At 65.8% G+C, this 12,467-nt stretch carries 13 protein-coding genes; 9 read left to right on the top strand and 4 right to left on the bottom strand.

The window, feature by feature from the left end; all coding sequences use genetic code 11:
- The first annotated feature begins 11 nt into the window (after nt 1–11).
- Nucleotides 12–509 (top strand): nuclear transport factor 2 family protein, encoded by a 498-nt coding sequence (locus AC3WW4_RS07000; protein WP_488827662.1) that lies wholly within the window; start codon nt 12–14, stop codon nt 507–509.
- Nucleotides 510–610: 101 nt separating this feature from the next.
- On the top strand, nt 611–1,492 hold the full coding sequence (locus tag AC3WW4_RS06995) for an alpha/beta fold hydrolase (protein ID WP_488827661.1): 882 nt from the start codon (nt 611–613) through the stop codon (nt 1,490–1,492).
- Here the strand turns inward: AC3WW4_RS06995 and AC3WW4_RS06990 are convergent.
- From AC3WW4_RS06990 to AC3WW4_RS06980, 3 genes are all read right to left on the bottom strand, one after another.
- Entirely contained in the window at nt 1,467–2,900 is a 1,434-nt protein-coding gene (locus AC3WW4_RS06990; protein ID WP_488827660.1) for a 3'-5' exonuclease family protein, read from the bottom strand. The genes AC3WW4_RS06995 and AC3WW4_RS06990 overlap by 26 nt on opposite strands.
- A gap of 39 nt (nt 2,901–2,939) precedes the next feature.
- Entirely contained in the window at nt 2,940–3,329 is a 390-nt protein-coding gene (locus tag AC3WW4_RS06985) for a response regulator (protein ID WP_488829700.1), read from the bottom strand.
- A gap of 227 nt (nt 3,330–3,556) precedes the next feature.
- A complete protein-coding gene (locus AC3WW4_RS06980; RefSeq protein ID WP_488827659.1) occupies nt 3,557–4,501 on the bottom strand; it encodes a DHH family phosphoesterase in 945 nt (314 codons plus the stop codon).
- Between the two features lie 260 nt (nt 4,502–4,761).
- Here AC3WW4_RS06980 and AC3WW4_RS06975 point away from each other — a divergent pair, with 260 nt between their 5' ends.
- From AC3WW4_RS06975 to AC3WW4_RS06955, 5 genes are all read left to right on the top strand, one after another.
- The gene (locus tag AC3WW4_RS06975) at nt 4,762–5,217 is read left to right on the top strand and encodes a hypothetical protein (RefSeq protein WP_488827658.1); all 456 of its coding nucleotides are present in this window, start codon (nt 4,762–4,764) and stop codon (nt 5,215–5,217) included.
- A 99-nt stretch (nt 5,218–5,316) separates the two neighbouring features.
- Nucleotides 5,317–5,958, top strand: a complete 642-nt coding sequence (locus AC3WW4_RS06970) for an SOS response-associated peptidase (protein ID WP_488827657.1) — start codon at nt 5,317–5,319, stop codon at nt 5,956–5,958.
- A 43-nt stretch (nt 5,959–6,001) separates the two neighbouring features.
- Nucleotides 6,002–6,256 carry a DUF3297 family protein gene (locus tag AC3WW4_RS06965; RefSeq protein WP_300159804.1) on the top strand — a complete coding sequence of 85 codons (255 nt, stop codon included), beginning with the start codon at nt 6,002–6,004 and terminating at the stop codon, nt 6,254–6,256.
- A gap of 7 nt (nt 6,257–6,263) precedes the next feature.
- Nucleotides 6,264–6,542, top strand: a complete 279-nt coding sequence (locus AC3WW4_RS06960) for a hypothetical protein (RefSeq protein ID WP_488827656.1) — start codon at nt 6,264–6,266, stop codon at nt 6,540–6,542.
- A gap of 50 nt (nt 6,543–6,592) precedes the next feature.
- Nucleotides 6,593–9,625: an HD domain-containing phosphohydrolase gene (locus AC3WW4_RS06955; RefSeq protein ID WP_488827655.1), complete on the top strand. Its 3,033-nt coding sequence runs from the start codon at nt 6,593–6,595 to the stop codon at nt 9,623–9,625.
- Here AC3WW4_RS06955 and AC3WW4_RS06950 read toward each other — a convergent pair.
- The gene (locus tag AC3WW4_RS06950) at nt 9,574–9,885 is read right to left on the bottom strand and encodes a DUF4148 domain-containing protein (RefSeq protein WP_488827654.1); all 312 of its coding nucleotides are present in this window, start codon (nt 9,883–9,885) and stop codon (nt 9,574–9,576) included. The genes AC3WW4_RS06955 and AC3WW4_RS06950 overlap by 52 nt on opposite strands.
- Before the next feature lie 93 nt (nt 9,886–9,978).
- Here AC3WW4_RS06950 and AC3WW4_RS06945 point away from each other — a divergent pair, with 93 nt between their 5' ends.
- Together AC3WW4_RS06945 and AC3WW4_RS06940 are read left to right on the top strand one after the other, a co-directional pair.
- The gene (locus tag AC3WW4_RS06945) at nt 9,979–10,929 is read left to right on the top strand and encodes a LysR family transcriptional regulator (RefSeq protein ID WP_488827652.1); all 951 of its coding nucleotides are present in this window, start codon (nt 9,979–9,981) and stop codon (nt 10,927–10,929) included.
- Nucleotides 10,930–11,048: 119 nt separating this feature from the next.
- Nucleotides 11,049–12,467, top strand: coding sequence for a GntP family permease (locus AC3WW4_RS06940; RefSeq protein ID WP_300159819.1), 1,419 nt, complete (start codon nt 11,049–11,051; stop codon nt 12,465–12,467).

The following is a 12,467-nucleotide window of genomic DNA, read 5'->3' as shown; positions in this document are numbered from 1 at the left end:
GACCACTGCCCATGCCCATCGCCCCCATCAACCGTGACACCCATCCGGGTCTTACCGCGCACAGGGCTGCGGGCACACCCACCGATGCCGACCCGCGCACCGCCCGCGTCGCGGCTTTCTTCGAAACGCTCAGCCCCGCCAGCCTGGTCACGCTCAGCACCGTCTACGCCGAGCAGGCCCGCTTCAAAGACCCGTTCAACGACGTGACCGGCTTGAACGGCATCCACCGCGTGTTCGCGCACATGTTCGACACCGTGAAGAACCCGCGCTTCGTGGTGCACCACACGATGACCCAGGGCACACACGCCTGGCTGACCTGGGACTTCCTCATCGACCGCCCCGAGGGCACACTCACCGTGCACGGCGCCACACAACTCACCTTCGCGCCCGATGGCCGCGTCAGCCTGCACCGCGACTACTGGGACACCGCCGAAGAGCTGTACGCCAAGCTGCCACTCATCGGGACCTTGGTGCGATGGCTGACGCGCAAGCTCTCGGCCACGGCGTGACACCGCCACACAGGCGAATCGGGTCAATCGGGTCAATCGGGTCAATCGGGTCAAGGTGTTGGCACAATGACGGGCTGACACCCTGACTCCGAAGCAAGCCCATGCAGTTGACCCCCTGGACCCACACCGCCCGTGAAGGCTTCACCCTTCGTGGCTGGCACACCGCACCCAGTGGCAAACCGCTGATCCATTTTCTGCACGGCAACGGCTTTTGCGGTCGAACCTACGAGCCGATGCTGCAATACCTGGCCCGTGATTTCGACCTGTGGCTGTGCGACATCCAGGGGCATGGTGACAGTGACCATGGCGGCCGCTTTGTGGGATGGAATCGCAATGCCGAACTCGCCATCGAGGCCTTCAAAGCCCACGGCCAGCCCCTGTTTGGCCAGGTGCCCCACTTCGGCCTGGGCCACAGCCTGGGTGGCGTGTTGACGGGCCTGGCCATGGGCGAGCACCGCAAGCTGTTTCAGCGCACCGTGCTGCTCGACCCGGTGCTGTTCTCGCCCGCGATGATGCTGGGTGCGGCGGTGGCCATCCTCACGGGCACCGCCCGGCTGTCTCCCCTGGCCCGCAGTGCGCGCAGCCGCCGCCACCACTGGGCCAGCCGCGACGAGGCCTTCGAGCAACTGCGCCACCGCGGCGTCTACAAGACCTGGACGCCCGAGGCCCTGCACGCCTTCGTGCGCCACGCCCTGAAAGAGGCGCCCGATGGCGGTGTGGAGCTGAAATGCCAGCCCTCGCGCGAGGCCGAGGTATTCGCCTCAGCACCCGAGCGGCTCTGGACCCTGCTGGGCCGCATCGAAACCCCCACGCTGGTGGTCCACGCCGACCACACTTTCCCCTTCGTGCTCGAAGGCGCCGCCCGTCTGCGGCGCGTCAATCGCCACGTACAAACCCAAGAGGTCAGCGGCACCCACTGCTTCATGCAGGAGCAGCCGGCCAACACCGCCGCGCAGGTCAAGTCGTTTCTGCTGTCGGCTTGAGGGGGGGCGGCACCAACACCGGCACCGGCTTCACCACCATGCTGGACAGGCGTCCCGCCAAAATCTTGTAGGTATCCTTGTCGAAGGTGGGCCGCCCCTGTTCCAGCAGCGCCTGCACCTCGTCCGCCGTGCGCGCTGTGCCCAGGTAGCACCACGCATCCAGCACATGCCAGGCATCGCCCTCGCGCACCTGCACCGGCCCGCCATACGGCCAGACCCGCACCTGCCAATCCGACAGCACCGTGCGCAAGCGGGCCGAATGCCGGCCCCATGATTCCGCCCCCACACACGCCCCACTGCAGCGGTGCAACTGGTAGGCAAAACAGGGCCGCCCAGCCGCGGCCTTTTCCAGGCCCAGCGTGGCCAGGCACAGCTGCGACTCCTCGGCGATCTCGCGCAGGGTCTTGAGCGCATCGCGCTGGCTGCCAAACAGCCCGTACACGGCATCCTGCCGCCCCCAGTCCAGGTCGCGCGCCCAGGCCAGCTCGGGCAGGTAGCCGCCCTCCCCATCGCGTTCGGTGGGCAACAGGCGCCAGGTGCACAGCTCGTCGCTGCGGCGCAAACGCCGGTTGTGGATGGGCTGCCAGCGCTTGATCAACTGCGCCTCCAGCAGCAGCGCGCCCATCTCGCCGGGCGTCTCAATCCACTCCAGACGGCGGATCTGCTGCGCCAGGCTCATCTCCTTGGCCAGCCGATGGTCGGCCGCAAAGTGCGACAACACGCGCTGGCGCAGCTTGTTGGCCTTGCCGATGTACAGCGGGACCGCGCCATCGCCGTAGAACAGGTACACGCCAGGGCGCTCGGGCAAGGCATCCAGCACCGCGCGGTCAAGGTGCGTGGGCCAACTGCTGTGGCCGGTCAAAATGCCCACGGCCTCCTGCAACTGCGAAGCCGGCAACTGCTGCTGCAAGACCTGCCAGAACTGCCACAGCACCGCCGCATCGGCCAGCGCCCTATGGCGGGCCGGCATGTGCAACTGGTGCCGCTCGATCAGCGCATCGAGGCTGTGCTTGCTGAACTGCGGAAACAGCTTGCGCGACAGCTTGACCGTGCACAACACCGTGGCCTTGAAGTCCACGCCCACGCGTTTGAACTCGTTCTTCAAGAAACCGTAGTCGAAGCGCGCGTTGTGCGCCACGAACAGGCGCCCATGCAAGCGCATCAGCACCTCGTCGGCCAGTTCCTCGAACGTGGGCGCCTTGGCGACCATCGCATCGCTGATGCCGGTCAGGTTCTGGATGAAGGGCGGGATCGAGGTCTGCGGGTTGACCAGGCTCGACCACTCCCGCACCTCGCCTTCCTCGTTGACTTCGACGATGCCGATTTCGGTGATACGGTCCACCGTGCCAGTGGCACCGGTGGTCTCCAGGTCCACAAAGACCATGGGCTCAAACAACTTCTCAGGCATCGGGCAAGGCGCAAAAGTCAAACATCCACGAAGGCCGCCTCAGGGCGTGACCGACTGCAAGGCCCGCATCTCTTCGCTGGCAAGCAAAGCGTCCAGCGCCAGCCCGGGCAGGGCCTGCCGTCTGGCCCGCAGTGCCAGATCGTCCGAAGACAAGGCCGCATGCTCCGATCCCACGACCTCGGATGCAGATGCAGACGCAGCCAGGACGCGGCGCAACTGCGCCGGGTCCACCGGCTTGGGAATGTGGTCGTTCATGCCCAGCCCCAGGGCTTCGGCCCGGTCTTCGGCGAAGGCATTGGCGGTCATCGCCAAAATGGGTGTCCGGGCATAGGCTGGCAGGGCGCGGATGCGCCTGGCCGCCTCCAGGCCATCCATCACGGGCATCATCACATCCAGCACGATGAGATCGGGGCGTGGCGCCACCTCCACGGCCTGCAAGGCTCGGCACCCGAATTGGCAACGCGCACTGGTAGTGGGGCCGCAACAACTGGCCGATGACCGTGAGGTTCTCCTTGGTGTCATCCACCACGAGCACGGTCATGCGATCCGTGTCTGATTCCATCAACTCCATGGCTTTGCCTGTCATGATCTGATGCGACCGCCTCGCCCAGCATGCGGCTGGGGAACGCAGACAGTCTCACGAGAATCGGTGCACGTCAGGTTGGAATAAGTTGACCTGGATCGGCCCAAAATACCCCAGTCAGTAACTCAACCAGACGTTCTGGCCCCATGCGGAAGCCGCAGGCCTGAGGGTGTCCCCCACCCCCCATCGATTCGGCCAGCGGAATGGCATTGAAGGTGGGCACCGCGCGCAGGCCCACTTTGACCGTGCCGTCCTTCGACACGCTCCACAGCAAGGCAAAGCTGCCGCACTCGGCCGACAGCATGTTGCCCACCTCGCTGGTGAACGCACCGGGGCAGTTGACCATCACACCGGCCTGGCCGTTGAAGGTGATCGGGGCGGCGCCCTGGGCAATGTCGCGGCACAGGCTGAGGAACTTCTCGTTCATGGCGCTGCCGCGCTGCCCGAACTCAGCCACCTGCTCCGGCGTGAACGCCGCAATCTCGGCCCAGCGCGGGAACTCATTGGGCTCCAGATCCAGCGCCGACAAGAAGGGGGCGCTTTCAGGAAAGGCCCAGTGCCACAGGTCACGGTCCTGCACATAGCGGATCAGGTCGGGCACCGGTAGCTCGGGGAAGAAGAACTTCCACGACAGCATCGCCCCCGACTGGCTCATGTCGAAATGCACCGCCCCGCAGCGGCACTGGAAACGCCCCAGCTTGTCGGCCGCGCTCTGGTGGTGATCGAGCAGCACCAGCTTGGCCGCCCGCTCGTCGATGCCCTGCATCAGCGAGGCCTCGAACGAGAAATCGAGGATGTAGACCGCGCGCCCCTCCAGCGGCGGCAGGTCGTCCAGCGTGGTGACCTTGCCGTGGCTCACCCCCAGGTACTCGCCCTGCCCCTCGAAGTACAGCCAGGCCGCCAGGGCGGCACCAAAGCCATCGGGGCACTTGCCGTGGTAGATCACCAGGGGGTTGGGGTCGGTCTTGGCAGGCTGAACGGCCAAGCCAGGGAGAGAGGTAAAAAGGCCAGTGGTCACGGAATGCGGTGGTGTCAGCGGACACCAGTTGGATCAAACCCAAGATGGTACGGCAGGGCAAGGCCCGCGACTGCCTCATTTCGCAGCAACCCAGGCTTTGTCCCAGGGTCGCATCGGCTTGCCCCCGCTTTGCCAACACACTTATCCACAGGAAACGTGGACAACTTGCGCTCCGGCCTCAACTTGCTACACAAATTGACACATCTGGCTCTAAAATAAGATATTGCACTGCAGCATTTTTACTTCTGGTTCCCTCTCCCATGCCGGTCACCTCCACCCGCCGCATCTACATCGCCCAACAGTTCACCCGATTCGGTTTCGGTGAACATGTGGACGAGAACGCGCCGTTCTACTCGCCCAACTTCCTGACCCAGGAACTGACCACCACCGAGGTTCAGGCGGTGCTGACCATCGTCCCGCGCTACAACGCCTTCTACGGCGTGACGGTGGCGGGTGCCATCGGCCGTTTCCGTGGTCGCATCAAAGGCTGGAAGTTCGGTCGCTGCGACGCCCCCCAACTGGTCGTGACCTTGCCCTTCTGGACGCACCAGGCCGAGGAAATCCCCCAAGGCTCCCCCGTGGGCAAGCCCGTGTCCGACGAAGACAACCAGGCCTTGGTCGACGAATTGCGCCAGCTGTTCATCCACGAGCTCGACGCCAACCGCTTTGAAGCGATCGACGACACCGGACACGCGTTCGCAGCCTACTGGGGCTGAGGTCCGGGGCTGATTTCCGCGCAGCTCGTCACGGCCTCCAGGGTTCTCACCGAGCCCTGCGACCCGATTCCGTCACCGAAATGGCGTAGTCTGGGGAGCATGTGTGCAAATTACCGTCCGGTCAGCGACAGAACTCGGCTCCAAGCTCACTTTGGTGCCCCCGCCCCCACAGATGCGACCTGGCCAGAAGAGGCCCGATCCATGTGCCTGGTCCCCGTCGTGCGCCAAAGCGACGAGGGTGGCGAGTCTCACCGCGAAGTCTTCATCGGCCAGTTCGGCCTGATGCCCTTCTGGGCCAAGGACCCGACCGTCGCGCGGCGCACCTACAACGCCCGCAGCGAAACCGCCGACACCAAGCCCAACTTCCGCGACGCCTGGCGCCGGGGGCATCGCTGCATCGTTCCGGCCGAATGCGTGTACCTGCCTCACTACGATGAGGCCGGCAAGGCAACGCGCTGGCAGGTGGCCCGCGCCGATGGCGCCCCCATGGGCATCGCTGGACTGTGGAGCCTGGGTTGGTCGCACAACGGCGCCCCCGTGCCCTCGTTCGCCATGCTCACGGTGAACGCCGACGACCACCCCCTGATGCGCACCCTGCACAAGCCGGAAGACGAAAAGCGCATGGTGGTCATCCTGGACGAAGCCGACTATGAAAAGTGGCTGAACTGTCCGGTCGAAGCCATGTCGGGCATGATGACGCGTTATCCTGCGGCCTCGCTGACGGCCGAGCCTGCGCCCTGAGGGGCGAGACGCCGTCCGCGTCAACCGAATCTTGCACATTGACATGACCGACACCACCCAAGCCCCCGCTCCCGCCCTGCCCGATCACCTGTCCATCGACCCCCGCAGCCCCCACTACGTGGCCGAGGTGTTCCAGCACGACATCGGCATCCGCTTCAACGACAAGGAACGCGCCGACGTCGAGGAATACTGCATCAGCGAAGGCTGGGTGAAGGTGCCCGCCGGCAAGAAGGTTGACCGCAAGGGCAAGCCGCTGCTGATCAAGCTCAAGGGCAAGGTCGAGGCCTTCTACAAGTGACCCTGGCATGAGCATCGTCGTCTTCTGGCTCAGTCAAGGTCGCCCGCACTGCGAGACCTTCAGCGACGATCAGTTGCTGGCCGCCCTGGCGTTTTCCGAAGCACGCCGCAAGGACAAGGACGCTCAGGGCTTGGCCCTCAACAGCCATGTGGTCACCCACTCCGAACTGGGTGACTGCGTGAGCAAGCCCGGCGTGAGCGACGAGTTGCCGCCCGATTACAGCTGGACCAAATCGCACCGTGGCGGCCCGCCCGCCCCGGATGGTGAGCCAAAGACCTTGGCATAACGCCGATTCTGACCACGCCACGCCATGAGAGGGGCTGTTAGCATTTTCTGATGCGCGCCAACGCCCCCCTGCACGTTCACGTGTCGACCCTGTTCATGGTGCTGATCTTGCTGGTCGGCTCCCTGCTGGGGTTCGTCGGCTATCGCATGGCAGACCGGCTCATCAGCTCGGTGTCGGCCGATCTGGCCCAGCGCATCAGTCGCGAGACCTCGGCCGAGTTGCGCCTGCTGACCGAGCCCGCCCACACGGCCCTGCAGTTGCTGCAGTTTGACCCACTGGCCGGCCTGACCCAGTTCGAGCAGCGCATGGCGCGTCTGCCCCTGATCAAAGCCACGCTGGATCACACGCCTGCATCGGCCTCGATCTTCTTCGGCTACCCCACGGGGGACTACTTTTTCGTGCGGCGCCTGCACGACGCGCAAGAGCGCGAGCAGTTTCAAGCCCCGGCCGGCGCGCACTACATGGTGCGCAGCATCGAGCGCCAAGGCGCCACCCCGAGGGGGCGCCAGCTCTATCTCAATTCACAGATGCAGGTGCTCAGCGCCCTGTCCGTGCCCGACTACGCCCGCGGCTACGACCCTCGCAACCGCAGCTGGTACCGCCAGGCGCTGCGCAACAGTGAGGTCCATGTCACCGACCCCTATCTGTTCTACACCGACCGGCAGGTCGGCATCACCCTGTCACGCCAGTCCCGCCACGCCAGCGGTACCGTCATCGGTCTGGACATTCAACTGCGCACCCTCGGTGCCGGCATGGCCCGCCAGAAGCTCACGCCCCACTCCCAACTGGTGCTGGTCAACGCACAAGGCGAAGTCTTCGCGCACGAGAACTCCTTCATCGTGCCGCGTGGCGGCAGCCATGACCGTCCCGCGCTGACCCACCTGGCCCGTTTCGGCGTGCCCGTGCTCACCGAACTGAGCAAGCACCTCCAGCTCAGCCAGGTGCCGGCCACGGGCAGCCTGCAGCAGGTGGTCTCGCTGCCGGATGGGTCATGGCAGGTCACGCTCAACAGCCTGCCCATGCTGGGCAGCACCCCCCTGCTGCTGATCAATGCGGTGCCCCGCCACGAGCTGCTGGCCACCGTCTACCAGGAAGGTCACGTCGCCATCATCGCGGCGCTGTTGATCATCCTGGGCGCCATCGTGCTGGCCTGGCGCTTCGCCCGTGGCATTTCCCGCCCCTTGAGCGGTCTGGTCCAAGAGGCCGAATCCATCCGCCACTTCGACTTCGGGCAGACCGTGCCGCTCAGGTCCTATGTGCTGGAGGTCAACACCCTGGCACGCACCGTGGGCGAGATGAAGCGGACCATCCGCCAGTTTCTGGAAATCAGCTCGGCCATTTCCGGCGAAAAGCACTTTGACCGCCTCCTGCCCCGTCTGCTGGGTGAGACCGTGAGCGCCGTCAACGCGGCCGCTGGCGTGCTCTATCTGCGTGAGGACGGGGGGTTGAAGCCAGCCTGCGCCCAAGGCATCGATGGGCAAGCCATCGACGCGGCAGCGCTGCAGCGTCTGCACCGACTGGCGCTGCCCAACCCCAAGGAGCCATCTGCAGCGCCGCGCCCTGCGCAAGACGTGCCGCTGCTGGGACTGGCCCTGAGCCAGGGGCGCGTCCTGTCTGGCCCGCTGCAACCCGTGGACATGCTGACCCTGGGTCTGTCGGAGCTGGGTGAGCAACCCTGGCCCCCTCACGCCATGGCGGTGCCGCTGCTCAACCGACAGCGTGATCTGGTCGGGGCCATGCTGATCCTGTCAGAGACACCCAGCGAAAAAGACCGCGCGTCCTTCCTCGGCGCCTTGTCCGGCACGGCGGCCGTCGCCCTCGAAGCCCAGGCCCTGATCAGCGAACAAAAGGCGCTGTTCGATGCGCTCATCCAGCTCATCGCCAACGCCATCGACACCAAGAGCGCCTACACCGGCGGGCATTGTGCCCGGGTGCCCGAGCTCACCCGCATGCTGGCCGAGGCGGCGTGCGAGGCGCGAGAGGGCCCTTATGCGTCCTTCCACTTGAATGACGAAGGCTGGGAAACGCTGCGCATGGCCGCCTGGCTGCACGACTGCGGCAAGATCACCACGCCCGAGTACGTGGTCGACAAGGCCACCAAGCTGGAGGCGCTCTACAACCGCATCCACGAAGTGCGCATGCGTTTCGAGGTGCTCAAGCGCGACGCCGAAATCCACTGCCTGCAGGGCATCCTGGAGGGAGGCGACGAAGCCGCCTGCCGCCAGAACCTGGCCCGAACCCTGACCGAACTGGACGAAGACTTTACCTTTGTGGCCCGTTGCAACCTGGGCAGCGAGGCCATGGCACCCGAGGACCAGCAACGTCTGCTGGAGGTGGCGCAACGCACCTGGCAGCGCACCCTCGACGACCGTCTGGGCCTGTCGCCGCTCGAATTGCAGCGCCATCCGCAAGACGTGGCCCTGCCCTTGCCCGTGACCGAATCGGTGCTGGCCGACAAGCCGCAGCACCGCATGGAGCGCCCTGTCCACGACCAGATGCCCAAGGATGACCGCTGGGGCTTCCGCATGGCCGAGCCCAAGCTGCTCTACAACCAGGGCGAGCTGTACAACCTGCGTTTGGGCTATGGCACGCTGACCGAAGAAGAGCGCTTCAAGATCAACCAGCACATCGTGCAGACCGAGGTCATGCTGCGCCAGTTGCCCTTCCCGCCCCACCTCACCCATGTGCCCGAGATCGCCGCGGGCCACCACGAGAAGATGGATGGCACCGGCTACCCCAAGGGGCTGCACCACGAGCAATTGCGCCCGGAAACCCGGATGCTGGCCATTGCCGACATCTTCGAGGCCCTGACCGCCTCGGACCGCCCTTACAAGAAGCCCAAGAAGCTGTCCGAGGCCATCGAGATCCTGAACCGGATGAGCCAACGGGGCCACATCGACCCCGCGCTGTTTGCCTTGTTCCTGTCGTCGGGCGTCTACCGGGTCTACGCCGAGCGTTTCCTGGACCCGTCACAGATCGACGACGTGCCGGTGACCACCTATCTGGCGGCCACCGACGGGACGCGGCTTGCTCAGCGTGCCGACCCGGCCGTTGCGCGGACTTTGGCCAGCTCTTCGGCATAAGCCGGGCCCGAACGCAGGGACTGGTACACGGCCAGCGCCTGGTGGTACTCGGCCGAGTTGAAGTCGAAGCCCGGGGTGTTCATGAACTGGTCCAGGCCCGCACGGTGCCACAGATTGAAGTCGGCCACGACCTCGGCACGGGTCAGGTCCTGCGGGCGGCTGGCAGCCTGATCAGCAGCCTGCGCCGCACCGGCCTGGGCCAAGCCGGCCACCAAAGCCAGGGACAAGAGAGCGGAGCGGAGTGTAGAAGCGGTTTTCATGAGATTTGCCTTTCGTGAGCTGTACGGGAGTACATGAAGCTCATTCTGGCGAGACGAGTAACATTATGGAAATCGATTGAATGGATAAATGTCATGCGCGATGTCGATATCAACTACGCCGATTTCCGCAAGCTGGACCTGAACCTGCTGGTGGCTTTTGACGCCCTGCTGACCGAGCGCCATGTGGGGCGTGCAGCCGAGCGCCTCTTCATTGGGCAGCCGGCCATGAGCCACGCGCTGGCCCGCCTGCGCACCCTGTTTGACAACGAGCTGTTCGTGCGCACGGGCAAGCGCATGGAGCCCACCGACCTGGCCCTGGCCGTGGGTCCTCGCGTGCGCGCCTGGTTGCAAGAAGGCGCCGACTTTCTGCTGCGAGAAGACACGTTTGACCCCGCGCATGCCGAAGGCCTGATCCGGTTGTCCATCCCGGACGGCCTGGAAGCCCTGATCCTGCCGTCACTCATGGCCTTGCTGCGCACCGAGGCACCGGGCATCGGCATCCGCGTGCAACCGCTGGCCGTGGAGAACCTGGCCTCCGCGCTGGACGATGACGAGGTGGACCTGGCCGTGGTCGCTGTAGACCTGCCCCTGCGCAACTGGCACCGTCGCACAGAATGGCTGCGCTGCGGCTTCAACTGCATCTACGCCCCGGCCCACCTGCAACTGCCGCCCTCGCCCACGCTGGCCGACCTGGCGGCCTGCGACCACGTGGTCAGCAGCTACCGTGGCGACGCCACCAGCACGCTTGACCAGCTCTTCGCCGCACACGGCCTGAGCCGGCGCGTGGTGGCCTCGCTGGCCAGCATGGCGTCCATCATGGGCACGCTGCGCCAGTCGCCACTGCTCACCATCCAACCCGATCTGCAGCTTGGTCACCTGCTGGACATGCAAGGGCTCACCAGCATCCCACTGTGCAGCAACCCACCGGTCGAGATCAGCATTGGCGGGGTCTGGCACCATCGCCACGACCGTAATGCCCGCCACCGCTACATCCGGGAGCGAATGGGAAGTGTGGTGAGAGCGTTGAGGGCACCAGCCGGGTAAGCCCTGACCTGGGCGAGAATGCCCGGCATGAAACGACTCGCCCCAGGAAAGCCTCACCGGCACCGCGCTGAGCGCCACACGCCCTTCGTCCACGCCCCCCATCCCGCGGGGAGCGCACCATGTTGAGCGTGCTGGCCGTGGTGGTGTCTCTGGCCCTGCTCATGTGGCTGGCCTATCGGGGGGTGACCGTCTTGCTGCTCGCGCCGCTGATGGGCGCCCTGGCCGTGCTGCTGTCGGGCGAGGCACGCTGGCTGCTGCCGCTCTACACCGACACCTTCATGAGCGCCCTCGGGAGCTACGTGCTGCAGTACCTGCCGCTGTTCTTGCTGGGGGCGCTGTTCGGCCGGCTGATGGCCGACTCGGGCGCGGCCAGCACCCTGGCGCGCTGGATCGTGCGCACCCTGGGCGAGCGGCATGCCATGCTGACGGTGGTACTGGCCTGCGCGCTGCTCACCTACGGCGGCGTGTCGCTGTTCGTGGTGGCGTTCGCCATCTACCCCATTGCGCGCAACCTCTTCGAAGCGGCCGACATTCCCAAGCGACTGGTGCCCGCCACCATCGCGCTGGGCGCTTTCACGTTCACGATGACGGCGCTGCCAGGTTCGCCCGCCATCCAGAACGCCATCCCCATCCCCTACTTCGGCACCAACGGCTTTGCCGCACCCGGGCTGGGCCTGCTGGCCGCAGCCGTCATGCTGGGGGGCGGCATGGCGTGGTTGCTGCGCCGCGCTGCCTCAGCCCGCGCCGCTGGCGAAGGCTATGGCCGGCATGACGACGGTGAAGACAGCCCGGCGAACCCATCGCCCGCCCAGGCTGCGGCAGAAGCCGCACGCCACGCCGAGGTGCCCTTGGCGCTGGCCCTGCTGCCGCTGGTGCTGGTCGTAGGTGTCAACGCGCTGTTCACCTACCTGGTGTTTCCCGCGCTGGACTTGTCCTTCATGGCCGAGCGCTACGCGACGCTGGAACCCAGCCGCGTCACGGGCCTGTGGTCGCTGCTCATTGCCTTGCTGGTCGCCTGCACCACCCTGGTCGTGACCCGGCTGGGGCACTGGCACGACCTCAAGCACACGCTCAACCAGGGCGTGTTCGGCTTCATGCTGCCGCTCTTCAACACGGCCTCCGAGGTGGGCTATGGCGCGGTCATTGCTTCGCTGGCAGGCTTCGGGCTGATCCGCGATGCCGTGCTGCGCGTCTCGGACAACCCCCTGGTCTCAGAGGCCATCGCCATGAATGTGCTGGCCGGCATCACCGGCTCGTCGTCCGGCGGGCTGAGCATCGCCCTGCAAACCCTCGGCAACGATTACCTGGCCATGGCCGAGGCGGCGGCCATCAGTCCGGAGTTGCTGCACCGCGTGGCCGTCATGGCCGCAGGCGGCATGGACACGCTGCCGCATTGCGGCGCCATCATCACCCTGCTGGCCATCTGCAAGCTCAACCACCGGCAGTCTTACGCCGACATCGCGGCCGTGACCATGTTGTTCCCACTGCCCGCACTGGTGCTGGTCATCACGTTGGGGACGGTGTTCGGGAGTTTTTGA

The sequence above is a fragment of the Aquabacterium sp. TM01 genome, from assembly GCF_057808345.1.
This window is presented reverse-complemented; position numbering and strand designations above follow the sequence as displayed.